Origin of the sequence: Rhizobium sp. Root1334, from assembly GCF_001426665.1 — a bacterium.
GTDB lineage: Bacteria > Pseudomonadota > Alphaproteobacteria > Rhizobiales > Rhizobiaceae > Pararhizobium.
Genome location: NZ_LMEY01000029.1, coordinates 307,548 through 331,143 on the forward strand (window position 1 = coordinate 307,548; position 23,596 = coordinate 331,143).

General features: G+C 60.3%; 21 protein-coding genes. 11 read left to right on the forward strand and 10 right to left on the reverse strand.

What is annotated here, in order from left to right:
- Nucleotides 1-1,602 (forward strand): ABC transporter ATP-binding protein, encoded by a 1,602-nt coding sequence (locus ASD36_RS26330; protein ID WP_060512063.1) that lies wholly within the window; start codon nt 1-3, stop codon nt 1,600-1,602.
- Nucleotides 1,603-1,770: 168 nt separating this feature from the next.
- On the forward strand, nt 1,771-2,682 hold the full coding sequence (locus tag ASD36_RS26335) for an SMP-30/gluconolactonase/LRE family protein (RefSeq protein WP_060502598.1): 912 nt from the start codon (nt 1,771-1,773) through the stop codon (nt 2,680-2,682).
- A gap of 4 nt (nt 2,683-2,686) precedes the next feature.
- On the opposite strand, the gene ASD36_RS26340 is transcribed toward ASD36_RS26335, so the two are convergent.
- Nucleotides 2,687-3,601: a DMT family transporter gene (locus ASD36_RS26340; protein WP_060502851.1), complete on the reverse strand. Its 915-nt coding sequence runs from the start codon at nt 3,599-3,601 to the stop codon at nt 2,687-2,689.
- Nucleotides 3,602-3,868: 267 nt separating this feature from the next.
- On the opposite strand from ASD36_RS26340, the gene ASD36_RS26345 reads away from it, so the two are divergent.
- From ASD36_RS26345 to ASD36_RS26355, 3 genes are all read left to right on the forward strand, one after another.
- Nucleotides 3,869-6,178: an FdhF/YdeP family oxidoreductase gene (locus tag ASD36_RS26345; protein WP_060512065.1), complete on the forward strand. Its 2,310-nt coding sequence runs from the start codon at nt 3,869-3,871 to the stop codon at nt 6,176-6,178.
- A complete protein-coding gene (locus tag ASD36_RS26350; protein ID WP_112834616.1) occupies nt 6,178-6,477 on the forward strand; it encodes a hypothetical protein in 300 nt (99 codons plus the stop codon). Before ASD36_RS26345 ends, ASD36_RS26350 begins: the two co-directional genes overlap by 1 nt.
- Nucleotides 6,478-6,736: 259 nt before the next feature.
- Nucleotides 6,737-7,801, forward strand: coding sequence for a DUF475 domain-containing protein (locus ASD36_RS26355; RefSeq protein ID WP_060502596.1), 1,065 nt, complete (start codon nt 6,737-6,739; stop codon nt 7,799-7,801).
- Nucleotides 7,802-8,087: 286 nt separating this feature from the next.
- Here the strand turns inward: ASD36_RS26355 and ASD36_RS26360 are convergent, their stop codons facing one another.
- The 6 genes from ASD36_RS26360 to ASD36_RS26380 form a co-directional block, all read right to left on the reverse strand.
- Complete coding sequence (locus ASD36_RS26360; protein WP_060502595.1) at nt 8,088-9,515, reverse strand: mannose-1-phosphate guanylyltransferase/mannose-6-phosphate isomerase; 1,428 nt, start codon at nt 9,513-9,515, stop codon at nt 8,088-8,090.
- A gap of 402 nt (nt 9,516-9,917) precedes the next feature.
- Entirely contained in the window at nt 9,918-10,085 is a 168-nt protein-coding gene (locus ASD36_RS31070) for a hypothetical protein (RefSeq protein WP_164491975.1), read from the reverse strand.
- A gap of 171 nt (nt 10,086-10,256) precedes the next feature.
- Nucleotides 10,257-11,774: a tripartite tricarboxylate transporter permease gene (locus tag ASD36_RS26365; RefSeq protein WP_060502594.1), complete on the reverse strand. Its 1,518-nt coding sequence runs from the start codon at nt 11,772-11,774 to the stop codon at nt 10,257-10,259.
- Nucleotides 11,775-11,783: 9 nt separating this feature from the next.
- The gene (locus ASD36_RS26370) at nt 11,784-12,275 is read right to left on the reverse strand and encodes a tripartite tricarboxylate transporter TctB family protein (RefSeq protein WP_060502593.1); all 492 of its coding nucleotides are present in this window, start codon (nt 12,273-12,275) and stop codon (nt 11,784-11,786) included.
- Complete coding sequence (locus tag ASD36_RS26375; RefSeq protein ID WP_060502592.1) at nt 12,272-13,216, reverse strand: tripartite tricarboxylate transporter substrate binding protein; 945 nt, start codon at nt 13,214-13,216, stop codon at nt 12,272-12,274. Before ASD36_RS26375 ends, ASD36_RS26370 begins: the two co-directional genes overlap by 4 nt.
- 263 nt (nt 13,217-13,479) lie before the next feature.
- Nucleotides 13,480-14,547 (reverse strand): ABC transporter substrate-binding protein, encoded by a 1,068-nt coding sequence (locus tag ASD36_RS26380; RefSeq protein ID WP_060502591.1) that lies wholly within the window; start codon nt 14,545-14,547, stop codon nt 13,480-13,482.
- A 78-nt stretch (nt 14,548-14,625) separates the two neighbouring features.
- Here ASD36_RS26380 and ASD36_RS26385 point away from each other — a divergent pair, with 78 nt between their 5' ends.
- Complete coding sequence (locus ASD36_RS26385; protein WP_060502590.1) at nt 14,626-15,300, forward strand: response regulator transcription factor; 675 nt, start codon at nt 14,626-14,628, stop codon at nt 15,298-15,300.
- Nucleotides 15,300-16,709 (forward strand): sensor histidine kinase, encoded by a 1,410-nt coding sequence (locus ASD36_RS26390; protein ID WP_060502589.1) that lies wholly within the window; start codon nt 15,300-15,302, stop codon nt 16,707-16,709. The genes ASD36_RS26385 and ASD36_RS26390 overlap by 1 nt, the downstream gene beginning before the upstream one ends.
- On the opposite strand, the gene ASD36_RS31735 is transcribed toward ASD36_RS26390, so the two are convergent.
- Nucleotides 16,706-16,828 carry a hypothetical protein gene (locus ASD36_RS31735; RefSeq protein ID WP_274534236.1) on the reverse strand — a complete coding sequence of 41 codons (123 nt, stop codon included), beginning with the start codon at nt 16,826-16,828 and terminating at the stop codon, nt 16,706-16,708. The genes ASD36_RS26390 and ASD36_RS31735 overlap by 4 nt on opposite strands.
- 377 nt (nt 16,829-17,205) lie before the next feature.
- On the opposite strand from ASD36_RS31735, the gene ASD36_RS26395 reads away from it, so the two are divergent.
- Together ASD36_RS26395 and ASD36_RS26400 are read left to right on the forward strand one after the other, a co-directional pair.
- A complete protein-coding gene (locus ASD36_RS26395; RefSeq protein ID WP_060502588.1) occupies nt 17,206-18,201 on the forward strand; it encodes an MDR family oxidoreductase in 996 nt (331 codons plus the stop codon).
- A gap of 44 nt (nt 18,202-18,245) precedes the next feature.
- Entirely contained in the window at nt 18,246-18,680 is a 435-nt protein-coding gene (locus ASD36_RS26400; protein WP_060502587.1) for a DUF1801 domain-containing protein, read from the forward strand.
- A 64-nt stretch (nt 18,681-18,744) separates the two neighbouring features.
- Here ASD36_RS26400 and ASD36_RS26405 read toward each other — a convergent pair whose 3' ends face one another.
- Both ASD36_RS26405 and ASD36_RS26410 read right to left on the reverse strand, forming a co-directional pair.
- The gene (locus tag ASD36_RS26405; protein WP_060502586.1) at nt 18,745-19,524 is read right to left on the reverse strand and encodes an ABC transporter substrate-binding protein; all 780 of its coding nucleotides are present in this window, start codon (nt 19,522-19,524) and stop codon (nt 18,745-18,747) included.
- 142 nt (nt 19,525-19,666) lie between these two features.
- Nucleotides 19,667-20,494: a MerR family transcriptional regulator gene (locus ASD36_RS26410; protein WP_060502585.1), complete on the reverse strand. Its 828-nt coding sequence runs from the start codon at nt 20,492-20,494 to the stop codon at nt 19,667-19,669.
- Between the two features lie 218 nt (nt 20,495-20,712).
- Here ASD36_RS26410 and ASD36_RS26415 point away from each other — a divergent pair, with 218 nt between their 5' ends.
- Nucleotides 20,713-21,981: a 4-aminobutyrate--2-oxoglutarate transaminase gene (locus ASD36_RS26415; protein WP_112834617.1), complete on the forward strand. Its 1,269-nt coding sequence runs from the start codon at nt 20,713-20,715 to the stop codon at nt 21,979-21,981.
- A gap of 150 nt (nt 21,982-22,131) precedes the next feature.
- Complete coding sequence (locus ASD36_RS26420) at nt 22,132-23,589, forward strand: NAD-dependent succinate-semialdehyde dehydrogenase (RefSeq protein WP_060502583.1); 1,458 nt, start codon at nt 22,132-22,134, stop codon at nt 23,587-23,589.
- Nucleotides 23,590-23,596: the final 7 nt, after the last annotated feature.

Consider the following 23,596-nt stretch of genomic DNA (forward strand, 5'->3'; position numbering starts at 1 on the left):
ATGAATGATTCACGGGAAACAATTCTCGCCGTCCGCGACCTCAAGGTCACCTTCACAACGCCCGACGGCGACGTGCAGGCGGTCAAGGGCATCGATCTCGACATCAAGGCCGGGGAAACGCTGGCTGTCGTCGGAGAATCCGGCTCCGGCAAAAGCCAGACGATGATGGGCATCATGGGTCTGCTGGCCGGAAACGGCCGGGTTGCCGGCTCGGCCAAGTATCGCGGCCAGGAACTGGTCGGGCTGCCGCTGAAGGCGCTGAACAAGGTGCGTGGCGCCAAGATCACCATGATCTTCCAGGAGCCGATGACCTCGCTCGATCCGCTTTACACGATCGGAAGGCAGATCGCCGAACCGATCGTCCAGCATCGCGGTGGCACATTCAGCCAAGCCCGAGCCCGCGTGCTCGAATTGCTGGAGCTGGTCGGCATTCCCGATCCAAAGCGACGCATCGACAGCTACCCGCATGAAATGTCCGGCGGCCAGCGTCAGCGCGTCATGATCGCCATGGCGCTTGCCAACGATCCCGACATCCTGATCGCCGACGAACCGACGACCGCGCTCGATGTCACCATCCAGGCGCAGATCCTCGACCTCCTCAATTCGCTGCAGGCCAAGTTCGGCATGGCCGTGGTGCTGATCACCCATGACCTCGGCATCGTCAAGCATTTCGCCAGCCGCGTCGCGGTCATGCGCCGCGGCGAAGTGGTCGAGACGGGAACGACAGCCGATATCTTCGAGCGGCCGCAGGCCGACTATACCAAGATGCTGCTCGCCGCTGAGCCGCATGGCCGCAAGGCGTCACCGGCCGAAACCGCACCGGTCATGCTCGAAGGCAGGAATGTCTCGGTCGATTATGCCACCGGTGGCGGTCTGTTCGGCAAGAAGGCAGGCGTTTTCCGCGCGGTCGATGGCGTCAATATCCGGCTGAAGGAAGGCCAGACCATCGGCATCGTCGGTGAATCCGGTTCCGGCAAATCGACGCTTGGCCGCGCACTCCTGCGGCTGATACCGAGCTCAGGCCGCTATCAGTTTGGAGCGACCAATATCTCCGATTTCGGCCGCTCGGCCATGCGGCCGCTGCGCCGGCAATTGCAATTGGTCTTTCAGGATCCGTACGGCTCCCTGTCGCCACGCCAAACGGTGGGAGAAATCATCACCGAAGGGCTCTATGTCCACGAGCCACAGCTCAGCCGTGCCGAGCGCGACAAGCGGGCCATTGAGGCGCTGAAGGAAGTTCGTCTGGATCCGGCGGCCCGCAACCGTTATCCGCATGAATTCTCCGGCGGCCAGCGGCAGCGTATCGCCATCGCCCGCGCCATTATCCTGAAGCCGAAGGTCGTCATCCTGGATGAACCGACCTCGGCGCTTGACCGCTCGGTGCAAGGCCAGGTCATCGATCTCCTGCGCGACCTGCAGAAGACGCATGGGCTCTCCTATATCTTCATCAGCCATGACCTGTCCGTGATCAAGGCGATGTCGGACTACGTGGTGGTGATGAAGAACGGCAAGGTCGTCGAGGAAGGCGATACCGACGCGATCTTCGAGGCGCCGCGTGAAAACTACACCCAGACCCTGATGAACGCAGCCTTCACGGCGTGACATCCAGCAAGGCCCGGCCCTAATCGGCCGGGCTCTTGCAGCCTTCGCCATGCGTTCTTGTGGTTTCGATCCCAACATCCTACGCTCACACCTAGGGAGCCTCCCGAAACGATCCTTATCGTTGCGGGTGGATGAGAAACGGCGCCATCAGGAACACGGGAACGGACCATGCCCAGCCCATCGCTCTACGAAATCCACGATCCTCGTTTCCGCTCGCTGATCGTTGGCAGCGCCGTGCTTGAAGAGCTGCATTCCGGCTGCCGCTGGGCCGAAGGGCCGGTCTGGTTTGACGACGCGCAGCAGCTGTTGTGGAGCGATATTCCCAACCAGCGCATGCTGCGCTGGGTGCCCGATGGCGGCGTCTCGGTCTATCGCTATCCCTCGAATTTCGCCAATGGCCATACCCGTGACCGCCAGGGACGGCTGATTTCCTGTGAACACGGCACCCGCCGCGTGACCCGCACTGAACCGGATGGCTCGATCACCGTGCTTGCCGACAGTTTCGAGGGCAAGCGGCTGAATTCGCCCAATGACGTCGTGGTGCGCTCGGACAACAGCATCTGGTTCAGCGATCCGACCTACGGCATCCTGTCTGATTATGAGGGCTACAAATCAGCGCCGGAACAGGACAAACGCGGCATCTACCGGCTTGACCCGGTGACCGGCGCGCTGACCGCCGCCGCCAGCGATTTCCTCCAGCCGAACGGCCTTGCCTTCTCGCCGGGCGAAACCAAGCTCTACGTTGCCGACAGCGGCACCAATCCGGACGATACGGCACCGGCCCATATCCGGGTCTATGATGTGGAAGGTACGCGGTTGACCAATTCCGCGGTCTTCTGCCATCTCGACGAAGGCCGCCCGGACGGCTTTCGTCTCGATACCAACGGCAATCTCTGGACCAGCGGTGGCCATGCGGTGCATTGCTTTGCTTCGGACGGCACGCTGCTCGGCAAAATCCGTATCCCCCAGGGCGTCTCGAACCTCACCTTCGGCGGCCCGCGCCGTAATCGGCTGTTCATCACCGCGACGCAATCGGTCTACGCGATCTATGTAACGGCAACCGGCGTCCAACGTCCGTAAAACGCTATTCCTTGGCCTTGCCCCGGTGTTTCAGCTGCTGTTCGCGGAAGAAGATGAACAGGCCGGATGCGACGATCAGCGCTGCGCCGAGGGCAACGGTCCAACGCGGCGTATCGCCGAAGAATAGCCAGCCGAACACCACCGCCCAGAACAGAAGCGTATATTGCAGTGGCACGACGGTCGCTGCGTCTGCGAGCTTCAACGAGCGGCTGACGAGAATATGCGCCAGCATGGCGACGATACCCAAAAGGCTGAGACAGGCCACCGCTTCCAGGTCCAGCGGCGCCCAACCGGCCGTATTGGCACCGACGCCAACCAGAGAGAAGATCAGCGCACCGCTCAACTGCCAGAAGATCAATGTCGTATCCGGCGTCGATCGCAGGGTTCGTCCGAGCAGCAGAGCGAAGGCAAACGCAGCGCTACCGACCAGCGCAATCAGCGCCGGCAGCGAGAAACTCTTGGACGACGGCTCCAGCGCAACGATCACCCCGGCAAAGCCGATCAGGATCGCCGTCCACCGCCGCCAGCCGACTTTCTCGCCCAGAAGGAACGGCGAAGCGGCCGCGACATAGATCGGTGCTGCCAGCCAATAGGTCATCGCATCAGCCAGAGGCATGTAGGCAACGGCGAAATAGAAGGCAGACGCGTCGATTGCGAACAACAGCGAGCGCAGCGCATGCAGCCATGGCCGGTCGACCTGGACCAGGCTGCGCCAACCACGCTTGATGAAAAATGGCGTCAGCACGATCAGCGCCGCTATGCTGCGGATCGTCATCAACTGGGGAACCGAATAGGTCGAAACCAGCCACTTGCCCATCACGTCGTTGAGCGAAAACATCAACATGCCAAGCAGCATGATCAACACGCCGGTGCGGGCGGCGTTTGGGGAATGGGCAAGCGGGACTGTTTGGGCTGTCATGGCATCGGTTCCGGCAAAGATGCGTGCCAGTCGCACATTCCAACCAAACGATCCAGTCGCGAAAAGGCATAGGTCCATCAACATTTGGAATGGCGAATGGACGCGACGCCTCCCAGATTTAAATCCTGGCACGCCATTGATAGAAAACTTCTATCATTACATGCGATGTGAGCCCTTGAAGAAGCAGTGAAATTCCATAAACAGCCTCCGAAAGGTGAGTTTTCACCATCGTTTCTTCTATCGGTAACGGCCAGGGATCTCCGCGTTATGGGCAAGACTGTTTTTCTCGGCAAACCTTCCAAGGCAGCAGGCGGCTGGGGAGCCTTGAAGAGCTGCGGCAAACGGCTTCTGGAAAGCGGCTCGCCGATTTCGGGTGCGAGAACCCTGCTCAAGGCAAACCAACCCGATGGCTTTGACTGCCCCGGCTGCGCCTGGGGCGATCCGGCCCATGGCTCCTCGTTTGAATTCTGCGAAAATGGCGTCAAGGCCGTGGCATGGGAAGCCACCGACAAACGGACGCCACCCGATTTCTTTGCTGCCCACACCGTGACGACCCTCCAGTCATGGAGCGACTATGAGCTGGAGCAGCAGGGCCGGCTCACCCACCCGATGCGCTACGACCGCGCGACCGACACCTATGTCCGCGTCAGCTGGGATACCGCCTTTGCCGAGATCGGTGCCATCCTCAACAGCTTCGACACCCCCGACCGCGCCGAATTCTACACATCCGGCCGCGCCTCCAACGAAGCCGCCTTCCTCTACCAGCTGTTCGTGCGGCTCTATGGCACCAACAATTTCCCGGATTGCTCCAACATGTGCCATGAGGCCAGCGGCATCGCCATGAAACAGGCGGTGGGCGTCGGCAAGGGTACGGTGCTGTTGGAGGATTTCGAAAGGGCCGACGCCATCTTCGTCATCGGCCAGAACCCCGGCACCAACCATCCGCGCATGCTGGGTGACCTGCGCCGTGCGGCCCAGCGGGGCGCAAGGATCGCGGTTTTCAATCCGGTCCGCGAGCGCGGCCTGGAGCGCTTTGCCGATCCGCAGGACAAGCTGGAAATGCTGCGCGGCGGTTCAACCGAAATTGCCAGCGACTATTTCCAGCCGCGTCTGGGCGGCGACATGGCGGCAGTGCGCGGCATGGCCAAGGCGGTTTTTGCGGCTGACGATGCAGCGCTAGCGGCCGGTGAGCCTTCGGTTCTCGACCATGCCTTTCTGGAACTGCACACTGCCGATTTCGCTGCTTACCGCTCTGCGGTCGATGCGACCGGCTGGGCTGAAATCGAGGATCAGTCCGGCCTGACCCGTCTGGAGATCGGGCGTGCGGCGGACACCTATCTTGGTGCGGAGCGGGTGATCTGCACCTGGGCGATGGGCGTGACGCAGCACCGGCATTCGGTCATCACCATCCGGGAGATCGCCAATTTCATGATGCTGCGCGGCAATATCGGCAAGCCGGGCGCCGGTCTCTGCCCGGTCCGCGGCCATTCCAACGTGCAGGGTGACCGCACCGTCGGCATCAACGAGAAGGCGACGGCCGCGTTTCTCGATACGCTGGAAAAAGAATTCGATTTCAAGGCGCCGCGCAAGGAAGGCCATAACGTGCTTGCCGCCATCGGCGCCATGCTGGACGGCTCAGCCCAGGCCTTTATCGGTCTCGGCGGCAATTTTGCCCGCGCGACGCCGGACAGCCCGATCATCGCCAAGGCGCTGGCGCGCCAGAAACTGACCGTCAACATCGCCACCAAGCTCAATCATTCGCATCTAATGCCCGGCGAGGTCAGCTTCATCCTGCCATGCCTTGGCCGCACCGAGATCGACCGGAACTCGAAGGGCGTCAGCCAGATCGTTACCGTCGAGGATTCGATGAGCATGGTGCATGGCTCCGGCGGCATCAACAAACCGGCCTCGCCTGAACTGCGCTCCGAAGTCGCCATCATTGCCGGCATTGCGGCCGCCACCGTCGGCTCGGCCAAGGTTGATTGGGCGGCTCTTGCGGATGACTACGACCTGATCCGCGATCATATCGCCAATGTGATTCCCGGCTTTGAAAATTACAATGAACGCGTCCGCAAACCGCGCGGTTTTCACCTGCGCAATGCAGCGTCAAACCGTGAATGGGAAACACCGGCAGGCCGCGCCACCTTCTGGACTGGCTCGCTTCCCAAAGCCATCGAGCATCAGATTGCCCGCGACCAAGACGGCGCCTTCGTTCTGCAGACATTCCGCTCGCATGATCAGTACAACACGACGATCTATGGCATGGATGACCGTTATCGCGGCGTCTATGGCGAACGCAGCGTCGTTTTCGTCAACCCCGCCGACCTGGCTGAACTCGGTGCCGAGGCTGGTGACCGGGTCGATGTCATCGGCCGGCATGACGACGGCGTGGTGCGCATCGCCAAGGATTTCCGGCTGGTCCCCTATGATATCCCGCGCGGTTGCGTTGCCGGTTATTATCCAGAACTCAACGTGCTCGTGCCATTGTCGAGCGCCGGAGACGAGAGCGATACACCGACGTCGAAATCGGTCCTGGTATCCTTCCGCCCCACGGCTGCGGCCAAAGACGCGGCCTGATGCAGGAAGTTGTATCCGAGGCGCAATTTCTCGCATATGCCGACGCGCTCCGGACGCAGGATCCGGCACTTTCGCCGATTATGGCAGGGATCGTCGCCGCGGTGTTCCAAGGCATTGCGGATGACAGCCGCAGCTTCTCAAAACTGTTCGGCATTGCCCATGCGCTCGTGTTGCGTGAGATCAATCAGTTGTCCGGGCTAGACGCGCCGGTCGAGATTATTGGCCGGGATGCACGCACACAGAGGACGCATATCAAACTTACGGTAAAAGGTGCGGCACTTTGCGCACGGGTCCCTTGACCTTGGCAAAAGGATCGCTATTTAACGTGCGACTCCAGCAGTGCAGGGCATTTACAACACGCCTGCTGAGCAAACCTGATACCGGGCCCCTCTGGCGAGAATTTACGGCGTTCTCGTGATGTCGGTATTACCCCGCAAATAAGCCGGCGGATTGTAAGCAAATGACACTCCATATCATGCGTTCTTCGCATGCCGTTTTGGGCATGCGGGATTTTTCCAGCTATTCAATGTCCGGCTTCTCCGGGGCGGAGGTACGGCCATGACGACCGCTTCCCAGACTTCGACGCTCGGCTATTTCAAATGGTCCTTCATCGTCACCGCCGCCGGCCTTGCGCTCGGTGCCTGGCTGGGGTGGACGACCACGGGAACGATCGGCGGCATGGCCACGGTCTTCTTCATTTGTACGGTTCTGGCCGTGCTGGAAATCTCGCTCTCCTTCGACAACGCCATCGTCAACGCCAACAAGCTCAAGGAAATGACGCCGGTCTGGCAACAGCGGTTCCTGACCTGGGGTATCCTGATCGCCGTTTTCGGTATGCGTATCGTCTTCCCGTTGCTCATCGTCGTCATCGCGGCCAAGATTGGACCGATTGATGCGCTGGTTTTGGCCGCTGCGCGTCCGGAAGAGTACGCCCGCATCATGAACGAGGCGCATCTGCCGATCGCCGCCTTCGGCGGTACCTTCCTGATGATGGTCGGTCTGAAGTTCTTCTTCGACCATGAGAAGGATGTGCACTGGATCGGCGTTCTTGAGCGCAACCTCTCCCGGTTCGCCTCGATCAAGGGCGTTGAAATCGCCTTCGTTCTGGCCGTAATCCTGATCTTCTCGTCGCTGCTTGAAGGCGAAGAGGCAACTACGTTCGTCTACTGCGCCATCTATGGCCTTCTGACCTTCCTCGCAGTCGAGGTTGTCGGCGGCCTGCTCGATGCATCGCAGCAGACCATGAACGCAGCGGCAAAGGGCGGCCTCGGCGCCTTCATCTACCTCGAAGTTCTCGATGCCAGCTTCTCCTTCGATGGTGTTATCGGCGCGTTTGCCTTGACGCAGAACCTCTTCGTCATCGCCATCGGCCTTGGCATCGGCGCCATGTATGTGCGCTCGATGACCATCATGCTGGTGGAAAAGGGAACGCTTGCCGAATACCGCTACCTGGAACACGGCGCGTTCTACGCGATCCTGATCCTGTCGGTGATCATGTATGTCCAGACGCTCTTCCATATCCCGGAAGTCATCACCGGTCTCGGCGGTGCAGCGCTGATCGGCATCTCGCTCTGGTCATCGATCTTGCACAACCGCCGCGAACAACTGAGCGGCGCGCACTGAATAACAAGAACACTCCGCATAAAAACGATTGCCGTCCGTCACAAACGGGCGGCATTTTTATGTCCAGGCGTCTCTACACTACAGAAAATGAAAATATCCAGCTCATCGTGGCGGAGTGAGCGCAGCGGATGGTGAAACCCGCCTGGATGCCTTACCAGCATTAAACTAAGGGTGGTATTCGGCCAACCCGGCGACTTTGAAGCTCGCCGGATAGATTCGGTGCCGTGAACCGATTCGTTCTCAACAAAAATGGCGGCGGCTGATGGCGCGGGGGCGCCGGACCTTTTCAGGCCCGGCCAAACTCATCATCGAGACGCACGATATCATCGTCCTTGAGGTAGGAGCCCGTCTGTACCTCGATCAATTCCAGCGGAATTTTCCCCGGATTGCTCAAACGATGCACTTCACCCTGCGGGATATAGATCGACTCGTTCTCGTGCAGCAGCCGGGTCTGGTCGCCGATTGTGATTTCCGCCGTGCCGCATACGACGATCCAGTGCTCGGACCGATGGTGATGTTTTTGCAGGGAGATTTTGCGGCCGGGCGCGACATGCAGCCGTTTGACCTCAAACCGCTCACCACTGAGCACAGAGGCAACCGCACCCCAGGGCTTGTAGGACGTCGGATGAACCTGTGTCAGGCCCCGCGTCTTCGGCGTCTTGGCGAGCAGCTTGACGATCTGGCCGACATTCTGGCTGTCCGCCAGATGCCCGACATAGACGGCGTCCTCGCTGGCAATGACGGCCATATCATCGAGACCATTGACGGCAATGTGGATATCACGCGACAGGACAAGCGAATTGCGCGTGTTGGAGACGGTGGCCTTCTGGCCGACCACGTTGCCGAATTCGTCTTTATCGCCGATCGCCCAGACAGAATCCCAGCTACCGAGGTCCGACCAGCTGAAGGCGGATGGGACGACGGCTGCATGCGCCGTCTTTTCGAACACGGCATAATCGACCGAGATATCCGGCGCCTGCGAAAAGCTCTCGGTCTCCAGGCGAACGAAATCCAGATCGCTGACGGAGTTCAACACGGCTTTCTGCGCGGCCGCATGGGCGTCCGGCGCGAAAGCAGCCATTTCCGACAGAAACAGGGCGACAGGCAGCATGAACATGCCGGAGTTCCAGAGATACCGTCCACTGGCCAGCAATTCTTCGGCGCGCGCCTGATCCGGCTTCTCGACGAACCGTGCCACTGTCCTGGCGCCGGTATCGAGGTCGGCTCCGATCTCGATATAACCGTAACCCGTCGCAGGCTCTGTCGGCTTGATACCGAACGTTACGAGCTTTCCCGATTTCGCGGTTTCGTTGGCTGAGAAAATACAGTCGAAGTAATGGGTCGATGCATCGATCTCGTGGTCGGAAGCCAAAACCTGCATCACGGCGTCGTCGCCATAGTCACGCTGGATCACGAAGGCGGCGGCGGCCAGCGCGGGCGCGGTGTTGCGCGCAACGGGCTCAAGCAGAATGCTCGAAAGCGGCACATCGACCGTCATCGCCTGTTCTGCAACGATGAAGCGGAACTCGGAGTTGGTGACGATAACCGGCTGCTCGTACCAGTCGGTATCGGCAACCCGCTTCAGGGTCTTTTGAAACAGCGAGTGATCACCGAGAAATTGCAGAAACTGTTTTGGCGCTGCAGACCGGGACAAGGGCCAAAGCCTTGTTCCTCTGCCACCGGCCATGATGACCGGTACGATTTTCGATGACATGAATGCCCCTTAACGATGCAGGATGACACGTTCAGCACATGCTGGTCTGGTCATTTGGCCTTTGTTTGAACCGGATGCGGGATCGGTCCAGCCTCAATAAAACGAAATGTCCGTTCTTGCTGGCACGCATCGCCGCGTTGGTCATGATGAATTTCCAAGCGGGCAGCATCACGTGCGTTTCGTCAGCTCCTAGAAGCTTCATATCGCATTTTCTGGAGTGACTGCAACAAGTCGGCCAAAGAACAGCATACGAGAACCCTCCTTCGACCTAGTGGGCCTTACACCACCGATGCCCATGTTGCACCGTTCGCTCAATCCTGTTCACGGACGTGAAAACTGCTCCAAAACGCAAAAAGCCCACCAGTGACTGGTGGGCTTCGCGGACTTCATATGATGACTGAATTAGCCGCGCTTGACGGAATTGAAGTTCGCCGGATTGATACCGAGCGTATAGAGGTCGCGGTCGCGTGGACGGCGGTTGCCTTCGACTGCTGCGGCAGCGGCCGTGGCCGCACCAAAGATGGCGATGGCATTACCGAAAAAGCCTCGGGCAGATTGACGGGCACTCATCTCTTTAACTCACTTTCCTAAGTTGTTGTTGTGTCTTGTTCGACGAGATGAATATGCGGTCTGCAACCTCCGTTTACAATGCACAGGAATTCATCCCAGCCATGCAAATAGCAAGGGCCCGGTTAACATCAGTCAACCGGGCCCTTGCTGTGACGATCTTGGGAGGAACCGTCAGTCTTCGTTGGCGGCAAGCTGCGAAAGCACCTGGCCACGGCCGCGCGCGCGCAGGATCAGCGGCACGATCAGCGCCGCGGCGGCAATCACCAGCAGCACAGCCGCAACCGGCGAAGTGAACAGCACCGTCACATCGCCCTGGCTGATCGCCAGCGCGCGGCGGAGTTGCTGTTCGGCCAATGGTCCGAGGATCAGGCCGACGACCACAGGCGCAATCGGGTAGCCGAAGATGCGCATGGCGTAGCCGAGAACACCGAATGCCAGGAGCATGCCGAGCTCGAAGACCGACGGATTGGCGCCGATGGTACCGAGCGTCGCAAACAACAGGATACCGGCATAGAGCCATGGCTTGGGGATCGTCAGAAGCTTCACCCAGAGGCCAACCAGCGGCAGGTTGAGCACCAAAAGCATGAAGTTGGCGATCAGGAGTGATGCGATCAGGCCCCAGACGAGCTGAGGATTGGTCGCAAACAACAGCGGGCCAGGCTGCAGGCCGTACTGCTGGAAGCCGGCCAACATGATCGCCGCGGTCGCCGTGGTCGGCAAGCCGAGTGTCAACAGAGGCACCAGCGTACCGGCAGCCGAGGCATTGTTGGCCGCTTCCGGCCCCGCAACACCTTCGATGGCACCGTGGCCGAACTCTTCGGGATGTTTGGACAACCGTTTTTCAGTCGCATACGAAAGGAATGTGCCGATTTCGGCACCACCGGCCGGCATTGCGCCGATCGGGAAACCGATCGCCGTGCCACGCAGCCAAGCCTTCCACGAACGCGCCCAGTCCTGGGCGGTCATCCAGACAGATCCTTTGACCGCCTCGACCTTGTCCGGCCCCTGCTCGCCCTGTGCGGCGATATAGAGCGATTCACCGATGGCAAACATGGCGACGGCGAGCGTCGTCACTTCGATCCCGTCCAAAAGATCGGGAACGCCGAAGCTCATGCGGGCCTGACCGGTCAGCTGATCGATGCCGATGATGGCAAGCGCAAAGCCGATAAACAGCGAAGTCAGGCCGCGCAGTGTCGAATCCCCGAACGCGGAAGACACGGTAACAAAGGCGAGAACCATCAGGGCAAAATATTCGCGCGGGCCAAAAACCAGCGCCAGCTTGACGACGAACGGCGCGATGAAGGCAAGCCCGAGCGTCGCGATCAAGCCGGCGACGAACGAGCCGATGGCGGCCGTTGCCAGCGCCGGTCCGCCGCGCCCCTTGCGGGCCATCTTGTTGCCCTCAAGCGCTGTAACGATCGAAGCGCTTTCACCGGGCGTATTGAGAAGGATGGAGGTCGTCGAGCCGCCATACATGCCGCCATAATAGATACCGGCGAACATGATCAGCGAGCCACCCGGGTCCAGACGGTAGGTGACCGGCAGAAGCAGCGCCACGGTCAGCGCCGGACCAATGCCCGGCAAGACGCCGACAGCGGTGCCAAGCGTCACGCCAATCAACGCATAGAGAAGGTTCATCGGCTGGGCGGCGACGAGCATGCCCTGCAGCAGGAAATCGAATGTGGTCATGTCAGGGCCTTACCAAAACAGGTGTTCAAGCGGACCGGCAGGCAACGAAAGCTGCAGCAACCCGGCAAAGACCAGCCAGACGCCAAGACAGAGCACGATGCCGATCGGGATCGTGAACCAGAGCTTTCGCTTTCCGAATCCAGCCGCGGTCGCAGCAAACAGAAGACCGGTGGCGATGGAAAACCCCAGCGGCTTCAACGTCAGCATCTGCGCAGCGAGACCGCCGATGATCCAGATTACCGGGCCGAATTCCTGACGCTCCCGTGCCGGAAAATCTCCGCGCAGCGCCTCGAATACGGTCCACGCGGCCAACAGCAGAAGCACGCTGGCGATCACGAATGGAATGGTTGCCGGACCGATGCCGGAATAACTGGTGATCTGCGCAAGCCGCGACGTATCCCAGAAGATCAGGCCGGCGAGAGCGGCCAGGAAGACGGCGATGACAAGCGCCGCCCTGTCAGGGCGGCGTGTCTGCGTCGAAGGGGTGTTGCCCTTGCTCATTTAACCAGACCAATGTCCTTGAGGATGGTTTCGGTTGCCGAAACGTCCTTGGCCAACTGTTCCTTGAAGGCGTCGCCAGCAAGGTAGGTATCCGTCCAGCCCTTGGTCTTCAAGGTTTCCTGCCAGCCAGCCGACTTGGCAAGCTTTTCGACATCAGCCGAAACAGCCGCCTTCTGCTCATCGGTCAGGCCAGGAGCAGCAGCAACCATGCGCCAGTTCTGAACCACGACGTCGAGGCCACCTTCCTTGATGGTCGGGGCATCGATGCCAGGGATGCGCTCGGCGCTCGACATGGCGAGCAGGCGCAGCGTGCCGGCCTTGATCTGCGATTCGAATTCGCCATAACCGGAAATGCCGGCTGTTACCTGGCTGCCGAGGATAGCTGCGAGGGCTTCGCCGCCGCCGGAAAACGCGATGTAGTTGATCTTGGTCGGGTCAACGCCAGCGGCCTTGGCGATCAGGCCAACAGCGATATGGTCCGTACCGCCGGCCGAACCGCCACCCCAGGACACAGCGCCCGGATCCTTCTTCAGCGCTTCGACGAGATCACCCATCGACTTCAACGGCGAATCGGCCGGAACGACGATGGCTTCATATTCGCCGGTCAGGCGTGCGATCGGGGTAACGTCGTTGAGCGATACCGGCGACTTGTTGGTGAGAATGGCGCCGACCATGACGTAACCGCCGACGATCAGGGCATTGGCATTGCCGGCCGACTGGCTGGCGAACTGTGCGAGGCCGATCGTGCCACCGGCGCCCGGTACGTTCTGCACCTGAACATTGCCGGAAATGCCTTCGGCCTGCATGACCGACTGGATCGAGCGGGCCGTCTGGTCCCAGCCGCCGCCCGGGTTGGCCGGAGCGATGATCGTGTAGTCAGCAGCAACAGCCGGGAGCGCGAGAGCGCCGGCAAGAATGGATGCCAGAAAAAACTGTTTCAAAGGGTAGTCCTCCGTCAGGCGCGCTCGTTCAGTATGGCGCGCATATTGTTCATCTTTGCGGACGGGGATGGCTCACGGTCGAATCAGCTGCAGCGGCCTTTTAGGCTCGCCGTTACGCCGGGTCTGGTGAAATTCCTCCCATACGCCTCGATCATCCGCCTCCACGGATAATGAAGAACTGCAAGGCACCATATGAAGCTGACATTTACCTGACATCGGGCGGAGCCTTGCCCTGTTAATGTCCCTTAATTTTTAGTTTTCGTCTACTGGAGCCGTAAAACTTCGTTCCAGCGGGCAATCAGCCGCGCCCGCTTCACCTGATCGAGATAAACCATCAGGCCGGGGCTGACCGGAACGGGCTTCAGCTGTCCACCGAGCATCTCGCGCATGGTGTTGGCGGTATTGGCGCCAGCGACGTCAGGGCTGACCGCAGGGATCTGCAATTCACGCGCCATGATCGTCTGACCTTCCTTTGACATGAAGAACTCCAGATAGCGGCGGCCGAGATCCGGCGTTGCCGCCGCCTGCGGCACCAGCCCGATGCGCGACATGACGACGGTATAATCGCGCGGCAGCACGATACCGACGTCCGGATGACGCGACGCCCAATCGGCGGCATAGGAACCGAGAATATTGTAACCGAGCACGAAGCGGCCATCGGAGACCCGCTCGAGGATGGCCGAACTGGTGGAGTAGAGCTTGACGCCGGCCGCCCCCATCGCCTGGATCACCGACCAGATATCGCCAAACTGTTCCTGATCACGCGCCATGAACAGGAATCCGACACCGGATCGCTCGATATCGTATGTACCGATCTTGCCGAACACCGCACTGCCCTGACGCTGGAGATAATCGACAAACTCCGCCCGCGTCGAAGGCGGCTTTTCCTTGGTAAAACTCGGCTTGTGATAGACGAAAACCGCCGGCTCGAAGGTCAGCGCATAGGCAGTATTGCGCCAATTGGCCCAGGCCGGCCAGCGGCCGCTCATCGGCATGTCGCTGCGCTGGGCGTAGCCGTCATTGCTGAGCTTCACCTGCAGGTCCATCGCCGAGGAAAAGGCGAAATCCGCGGTCTTTTCGCCAGCATCGGTCTCCTTGACAATCCGGTCATAGATTTCGCCGGTCAGCATGTCCTCGTAGCGCACGGCCACATCCGGATTGGCGATCTGGAAACCAATGATCATCGGCCGCGCCAGGGGCTCGTCGAGTGAGGAATAGACGATGACGGTCGGCGCTTCCGCATCGCCCGAACGCGCCGGAAACAGCGTGACCTGCGCGGCTGCCGGAGTTGAAAATGCACAGAAAAGACAGAGAAGGGGAAGGAAACGCATAAAACGATATTGCCGCAGCCTCGGCCCGTTCACAAGCGTCAGCACGCCCGATACAGTAGCTTCAAGGAGACAGCGGATTTGCGAATACTACTGGTCGAGGACAATACGGCGCTTTCGGAAGGACTTGTCGCGATTCTGCGTGGCAGCGGCTACGCGGTTGACGTCGTTCACGATGGCACCTCCGCCAATGCAGTCACCGCCACGGAAACCTTCGACCTCGTCATTCTTGATCTCAACCTGCCGGAGATGGACGGGCTCGACGTCCTGCGCTCGATGCGCGCGCGGCAGAACAAAGCTGCGGTACTGATCCTGACGGCGCGCGGGACCCAGGAAGAGAAGATCAAAGGCCTCGATCTTGGCGCCGACGACTACATGATCAAGCCCTTCGACATCAGCGAGTTCGAAGCCCGCGTCCGTGTCCTCCTGCGGCGTCAGGCCGGGCTGCGCTCCTCGCTTGTCAGCTACGGCAAGATTTCGCTCGATCTCAATTCGCGCACCTTTTCGGCCGATGGCATCACCGTCGATATCCCGGCAAGGGAACTCGGCCTTCTGGAAATCCTGTTCATGCGTGCGGGCAAAGTGGTCGCCAAGGAAGCAATCATCCAGTCGCTGACGGCTTTCGACGATGATCTGAGCGCCAATGCCATCGAGCAATATGTCAGCCGGTTGCGCAAGCGCCTGGCGCCGCATGGACTGACGGTGCGCACCGCGCGCGGCATCGGCTACTATCTCGACAAGATGGCGGACGCCTGATGGCGCGGCGCGCCTATTCGCTGCGCCGGGGGTTGCTCGCCTGGCTGTTGATCTCGACCGTCGTCATCGGAGCGCTTGCCCTGATCGACACCTATCGCGAGGCGGTGAAGACGGCGAATATCGTATCAGACCGGGTGCTGGCCGGGTCGGCGCTGGCGATTGCCGAAAGGGTCGTGGTCGCCGAAGACGGGTCGCTTGAGGTCGATATCCCCTATGTAGCGCTGGAAATGCTGACCTCGGCCGCGCAGGACCGCGTCTTCTACCGGGTCGATGGACCGCCCGGCCAGTTCATCACCGGCTACCAGAACCTGCCCTCCGTTGCCGCTCTCAATGGCCAGTCGGCCGTCTATGCCGATGCGCAGTTCCGCGGTGAGCCGATCCGGGTCGCGGCTCTTGAGCGATCGGCCTCTACAGGCATCAATTCCGTTCCCTTCGTCGTCACCGTCGCGGAAACCACCATTGCCCGGCGGCAGTTGACGCAGGCGATCCTGTTGCGGTCGGCCTTCCGGCTGTTGATGATGATCCTGGGCGCGGCCGTTATCGTCTGGATCGCGGTCACGTTCTCGCTGCGGCCGCTTTACCGGCTGGGTGACGCCATTGCCGAGCGCAGCCCCGATGATCTGCACCCGATCGACCAGTCGGTGCCGAGCGAAGTCGAGGGGCTGGTCGAAACAGTCAATTCCTTCATGGTGCGGCTGCAATCTGCACTCGATGCGCTGCGCCATTTCTCCGGCAATGCCAGCCATCAGCTGCGTACGCCACTGGCGATCATCCGCACGCAGTTGGCGCTGTCGGCCCGAGCCACGACATTGGAGGAGGCGCAGGCCGCCGCCCGCAAGGGGGATGAGGCCGTCGCCCATGCCGAGCGCATTCTGGCGCAACTGCTGTTGATGGCTAAGATCGATGCCGCCGGCTCGAAGGAGCCGCAGCCGCTTGAGATCATCGATTTGGTCGCGCTGGCGCAGGAGATCACCGGCGACCGCGTGCCTGGCGCCGGTGAGGCCGACATCGATCTCGGCTTCGAGGGCGGCGGCAAGGCATTGATCCGGGCGGAACCGCTGCTGATCGGCGAGCTGCTGCGTAATCTCATCGAAAACGCCATCGCCTATGCCGGAAAGGGAGCGGAAGTCACGGTTCGGGTCGAAATAGTGACAGACGGTGTCCGGCTCGACGTAGAAGACAACGGCCCGGGCATCCCACCGGAAAACCGGCAGGTCGTGCGTCAGCGTTTTGCCCGCGGCGGACGCGGGCAAGCACCGGGGATGGGGTTGGGACTTCCGATCGTCGAAGAAATCGCCGGATTGTTCGGCGGACATCTTGCGCTGGGAGAAGGGCCGGGGGGGAAAGGGCTGAAAGCCTCGATAACATTCCCGGCCGCAATAGCTGGCCCGGCCGCGGTCTCTGCCTAGCGGTTACGACCTGTCATAAGCGAGGTCGTTTCACGGGTCTGAACGAGAAGGATCGCGTTCCAGATCATCTGGACAAAACCGCGATCAGACGGGCTCGACAGCTTGCGCTGCGAAAACATGATAAGCTCCATAGGGTTTGTTGCGAGGGTGAGATAGCACTTCGAAATGTATTTCGCCAGAGGGCAAAAGCAAATCTGCCTTGCACGGCAAGCATGGCACATATATCCGGAATTTTTCCTTACGAAATACACAATGCCAAAAGTAAATACACCGATATCCGGCTTTGCTTTTTACTGATAATTTATCAATTAATCAATATCTTGCGTGCGACCGAAGAAACAACATCATCGATGAGTTTCTTCCTCTTTTTTGGGACCCCAAAGAACCCGCTCCGTTTGCCAGGCTGTGGATAGCATCGGTCCTTTCGCGCCTTTTGTCGAAATGGCTTTTGTTTTTTTCCCATGCCATGCTGCAGCAAAACAGGCAGGAGAAAACCATGACGGGACATTTCAGGGCACTGGTGATCGACGACCGCGACGGCAAGCCGGCGGCTGGCTTTCGGGAACTGGCGCTTGCCGATCTCCCCGATCACGACGTGCTGGTCGAAGTCCAGTTTTCGACGCTCAACTACAAGGATGGCCTCGCCGTTTCCGGCAAGGGGCGTATCGCCCGCCGACTGCCGATGGTCGCCGGGGTCGATCTCTCCGGCGTTGTCGTTCAGTCCCGCAGCCCAGACTGGAAGCCCGGTGACAAGATCGTCGTCAACGGTTGGGGCATGTCGGAAACCGAATGGGGCGGCTATACGCGCTTCCAGCGGCTGAAGCCGGAATGGCTGACGCGCCTGCCGGATGCCTTCACGCTTGAGGAAAGCATGGCGATCGGCACCGCCGGATACACGGCGGCCCTTGCGATCGACGCACTGGAATCCTGGGGCAAGATCAAGACGGATACACGCGAAGTTCTGGTCACGGGCGCTGCGGGCGGCGTCGGCTCGATGGCCATCGCCCTCTTGGGCAATCGCGGCTACAGAGTAACGGCATCGACGGGGCGGCCGGAAACGCACGAATACCTGTCCGCGCTTGGGGCGACGGGTTTTGTCGATCGTGCAGAACTAGCGGCAAAGGGAGGCGCCTTGCAAAAGGAACGCTGGGCAGGCGCCATCGATTCAGTCGGATCGACAACGCTCGCCAACGTTCTGGCGCAGACCGTCCAGAGCGGCGCGGTCGCTGCCTGTGGTCTCGCCGGCGGCGCAGACCTTCCGGCAACCGTCATGCCGCATATTCTGCGCGGTGTCGCGCTTCTCGGCATCAATTCGGTGACGGCACCGCACATCGAGCGCGACAGGGCCTGGGCCATTCTGGCGGAAAGCCTTGACCGCAAACGGCTGGCAGCCATGACAACGGTCGAACCATTGTCCAACCTGCCGCAGTTGGCAGAAGACATCGTTGCCGGAAAAATCCGCGGCCGCGTCGTCATCGACGTAACGAAATAAACCGCCACGTAAAGCGCTGGGTAACCACCAACGAGGAGCACGGAATGACAAACCTACCTGTTCCCGACGCCGTTGCCCAAGCGCTTGAACAATACCCCGATGTGGTCAGACGGCGGCTGTTACAGGTTCGTGACCTTATCTTTGCCGTAGCCGCGGAAACCGAAGGCGTCGGCCCTCTGACTGAAACCCTCAAATGGGGCGAGCCGGCCTATCTGACGGAGGCGAGCAAAAGCGGAACAACCATCCGGCTGGGCGCGTCCAGGTCGACACCCGATCAATGCGCTGTGTTCGTCAACTGCCAGACCACGTTGATTGACACCTTTCGCGCCCACTTTGCCGATGATTTTACCTTTGAAGGGCAGCGGGCACTGCTTTTCCCGGCAACTGGCGACTTCCGCCGGGAGCCGCTGGCGCTCTGCCTTCGCGCCGCACTGACCTATCATCGACAAAAAGCGGCGCAGAAAATTCAGCCGGCCTGATCAGGTCCGCTATCTGTCTGGCAGGACATGATCAGGCCTTAGGTTTCCGATCGACTGCCGGCTCTTACTTCATCGTATAGACATCGATGGAGAAATACTTGTCGTTGATCGTCTTGTAGGTGCCATCGGCGCGGATATCGGCCAGCGCCTTGTTGAGCTTTTCGCGAAGGTCGTTGTCGTCCTGGCGCAGGGCAATGCCGACACCGTCGCCAACGAATTTCCGGTCGGTGATCGGCTCACCGATCAGTTCGCAGCATTTGCCGTCATTGTTCTTGGTGACCCAATCGAGCATCGGCAGCATATCGCCGACTTCCAGATCGAGACGGCCATTCGCCATGTCGAGATTGGCTTCGTCCTGTGTCGGATAAAGCTTGATCTCGGCATCCGGATAGACTGCTGCGATATATTCAGCCTGTGTTGTACCCGATTGCGCACCGATGACCTTGCCCTTCAGCGCCTCGTTGGTGAAGGCGGTGATACCAGCCCCCTTGGCCGCCACATGGGTCATGGCCGCCAGATAGTAGGGATCGCTGAAAGCGACCTGCTTGCGGCGCTCGTCGGTGATGAACATCGAGGCGATGATCATGTCGTATTTCTTGGCAACCAGCCCCGGAATGATGCCGTCCCAATCCTGCGCGACAACCTCGCATTCCACCTGCATCTTGGCGCACAGAGCCAACCCGATATCGACGTCGAAGCCACCGAGCTTGCCGGCCGTATCGACAAAATTGAAGGGAGGATAGGCGCCTTCAGTGCCGATCCGAAGCTTTTCAGCAGCATTGACCGGCGTCATGGAAAGGGTGGCTGCACAGGCGAGAGCCAATGCGATCAGATGTTTCTTCATGCGTTCAGTTCCCCTTTTGGCGCACCGTTTGCCGGTGCTTGGTGGAAACTGTATGCCCGAAAGGGCTATAAACGAAATAGATAGAGACAATAGCCGGTATAAACGCGCTTGATTGCCAATCGCCGAATTGCGGCGGAAAATACTAGAAGGTCGGCGGCGTGTTAATCCACAGAAGCACCGTCTCTCCGTCATGGCGGTTCGACCAGGCATGGTGACGGCGGCTGTTGAAATAAAGGGAATCGCCGGGGTTCAGATCGTGAAACTGATCGGAATCCAGCACGAACTCCACCCGGCCAGACAACACATAGACGAACTCCTCGCCCTCGTGCTTGTAGGCCCCCTCACTGGAGGCGCCCGGCTCCAGCACGAAGCGGTGGCAATCCATCTGGTTGCGGCCTTCGGCCAACAACTGCACGGTCACGCCCGGCGTCGTGCGCGGCCATGTCCGCCATTCACCGGAACGCACCAGCGCCCGCACATCCGGTTCATCCTCACCGGACAGGCTCGACACCGTCGTCGCAAAATATTCGGCAAGATTATGCAGCACGGCGACGGACACACCCTGCGACGTCCGCTCCAGCGTCGAAAGGACAGAGGCCGCAATGCCGATATCGCCGGCCACCTGCTCCAAGGTTTTTCCGGCTGCGTGGCGCAGGCTCCTGAGCTTGCGGCCGACCTGCGATTGCGGCGTTGCGTCGCCATTGGCAGGCTGACCGTTATCGTCGAGTTCGCCCGCTTCCAGTTCCAGCGCCTCGCGGATTGCCGCCGGATTGAGCCCACGCTCGGCGCGAAACCACGAGATGCGCTTCAATTGCGCGACATCGCCTTCGCTATATTGCCGGTGCCCGGTGGCGGAGCGGTCCGGAACGACCAGCCCTTGCGTCTCCCATAGACGCAAGGTCGATGCGGAGACGCCGGCAAGCCGTGCGGCTTCGGCGACCTTGTAGCGTATCTTCATGGCATCACTCATAAGCCGTCCCGTGACATCTTCAAGTCATCCATACGCACTGCTGCACAGCTTGGCACAAGAGGCGGTAAAACTCCCGCGCGATACTCTCGCGGGCAAAGAAATCCATTCCCGGCGCTGCTGCTCAAATCACAAAATTTGATTTGCAAACCTACAGAAAAAATATAGGATTTCCGTAAATTCTGCAATCATAAATGTCCCACGCAACCAGGATGATACAAGTGACCAGTTTGACCGATCGCAAGAACGCAGCCATTTCCCGCGGCGTGGGCATGACCACGCAGATCTATGCGGATCGTGCCGAAAATTCCGAAATCTGGGACAAGGAAGGCAATCGCTACATCGATTTCGCCGCCGGTATCGCCGTCGTCAACACCGGCCACCGCCATCCGCGCGTCATCGAAGCCGTCAAGAAGCAGCTCGATCGCTTCACCCACACCTGCCATCAGGTCGTGCCGTACGAAAACTATGTCGAGCTTGCCGAGCGGCTGAACGCCATCCTGCCGGGTGATTTCGCCAAGAAGACGATTTTCGTCACCACAGGGGCGGAAGCCGTCGAAAATGCCGTCAAGATCGCCCGCGCCGCAACCGGCCGCCAAGCAGTCGTTGCTTTCGGCGGCGGTTTCCATGGCCGCACCTTCATGGGCATGGCGCTGACCGGCAAGGTCGTACCTTACAAGGTCGGCTTCGGCGCGATGCCGGCCGACGTCTTCCATGTCCCGTTCCCGGTGGAGCTGCAAGGCGTTTCCCCTGACCAGTCGCTGGCAGCGCTGAAGCGCCTTTTCGCCGCCGACGTCGATCCGAACCGCGTTGCTGCCATCATCATCGAGCCCGTGCAGGGCGAAGGCGGCTTTTATCCGGTGCCGACCTCCTTCATCAAGGCGATCCGCGAAATCTGCGACCAGCATGGCATCCTTCTGATCGCCGACGAAGTGCAGACCGGCTTTGCCCGTACCGGCAAGCTCTTTGCCATGGAACATCACGGCGTCGCCGCCGACCTCGTGACGATGGCCAAGGGCCTTGGCGGCGGTTTCCCGATCGCAGCCGTGACCGGCCGCGCCGAAGTCATGGATGCTCCGGGCCCCGGTGGCCTTGGCGGCACCTACGCCGGTAACCCGATGGGCGTTGCCGCGGCCCACGCTGTTCTCGACATCATTGAAGACGAAAAGCTCTGCGACCGCGCTGAACAGCTGGGTAACCGCCTCAAGCAGCGCCTCGCTGCAATCCGCGAACAGGCGCCTGAGATCGTCGATATCCGCGGCCCGGGCTTCATGAACGCCGTTGAGTTCAACGACGTGAAAACCAACCTGCCAAGCGCCGATTTTGCCAACAAGGTGCGCCTGAAAGCGCTCGAAAAGGGCCTGATCCTGCTCACCTGCGGCGTACACGGCAACGTCATCCGCTTCCTCGCCCCGATCACCATCCAGGACAATGTCTTCGCCGAAGCGATGGACATTCTGGAAGCCTCGATCCTGGAAGCCCGCGCCTGATTTCAGGCATCGGCCTCATGACATATTTCATTGGGCAGCAGCGTCATGCTGCCCAATGGACCCGGCTGCTTTTATCGGCTATCGGCATTGTCCCCGCGACAAAACATGCCGCCCCGCGCCGCCTGCGCGGATCGCCAGAAAGGATCTCCGATGATCTTTACCGAGACATTGCTCGCTCATGTCAGGGATTCGCATCTGCTCGGGCTGGTGAATGCGCCGTTGGCGCCTGCAGCAAAGACCTTTGATGTCCATAATCCCTCGACCGGCGCCCTGCTCGCCACACTGCCGGACATGGGTATCCCAGAAACGCGCGCCGCCGTCGATAATGCCTATGCGGCGCAATTTCCTTGGGCCGAGCGACCGGCGGGCGACCGCAGCACGATCCTGCGCCGCTGGTACGATCTCGTCATTGCCCATATCGATGATCTCGCCGCGATCCTGACGGCCGAAATGGGCAAGCCACTCAACGAGGCCCGTTCCGAAGTCCAGCACGCCGCCGCCTATATCGAATGGTATGCGGAAGAGGCCAAGCGCATTTACGGCGAGACCATTCCGGCGCCGTCGACGGACCGCCGCATGATGGTGATCAAGCAGCCGGTCGGCGTGGTTGGTACCATCACACCGTGGAATTTCCCGGCCTCGATGGTGGCGCGCAAAATTGCGCCGGCGCTGGCGGTTGGCTGCACAATTATCCTCAAGCCCGCCGAACAGACGCCGCTGGTAGCTCTGGCCATGCACGCGCTCGCCCTCCGGGCGGGCTTCCCTAAGGGTGTCTTCAACCTCGTGCTCGCCGCGGAAGGCGACGCGATCGGCCGCGAACTCTGCACCAATTCGAGAGTGCGCAAGATCAGCTTCACCGGTTCCACCGAAGTCGGCCGTATCCTGATGCGCCAATGTTCCGACCAGATCAAGAAAGTCAGCCTTGAGCTTGGCGGCAGCGCGCCCTTCATCGTCTTTGATGACGCCGATATCGACGCTGCCGTCGATGGCGCCATCCAGGCGAAATTCCGCAATGCCGGCCAGACCTGCACCTCGGCCAACCGCATCTATGTGCAGAGCAAAGTTCATGATGAATTCGCCCGCAAGCTGGCAGTTGAAGTGGCAAAGCTCAAGGTCGGGGACGGCTTTTCCAAGGGCGTCACCATCGGCCCGCTGATAGATAGCAGGGCAATCGAAAAGGTCGAAACGCATGTCAACGATGCGATCGGCAAGGGCGCGAAGCTCCTTTGCGGCGGCAAGCGTGTTTCCGGCTCCTTCTTTGAGCCGACGGTGCTTTCCAGTGTCGAAAAGGGCATGCTGGTCGCCTGCGACGAAACCTTCGGCCCTGTCGCCCCGATCATCCGCTTCGAGACGACGGAAGACGTCATCCTGCAGGCCAACGACACGATCTACGGGTTAGCCGCCTACTTCTATGCAACGGAACTCAAAAAGGTCTGGCGGGTGGCCGAAGCGCTGGAATACGGCATGATCGGTATCAATACCGGCCGCATGTCGTCTGAGGCTGCCCCCTTCGGCGGCCTCAAGCAATCCGGCATCGGCCGCGAAGGCTCCCGCCACGGCGCCGAGGATTATCTGGAGATGAAATATCTCTGCATGGGGAATATTTGAACTGGCC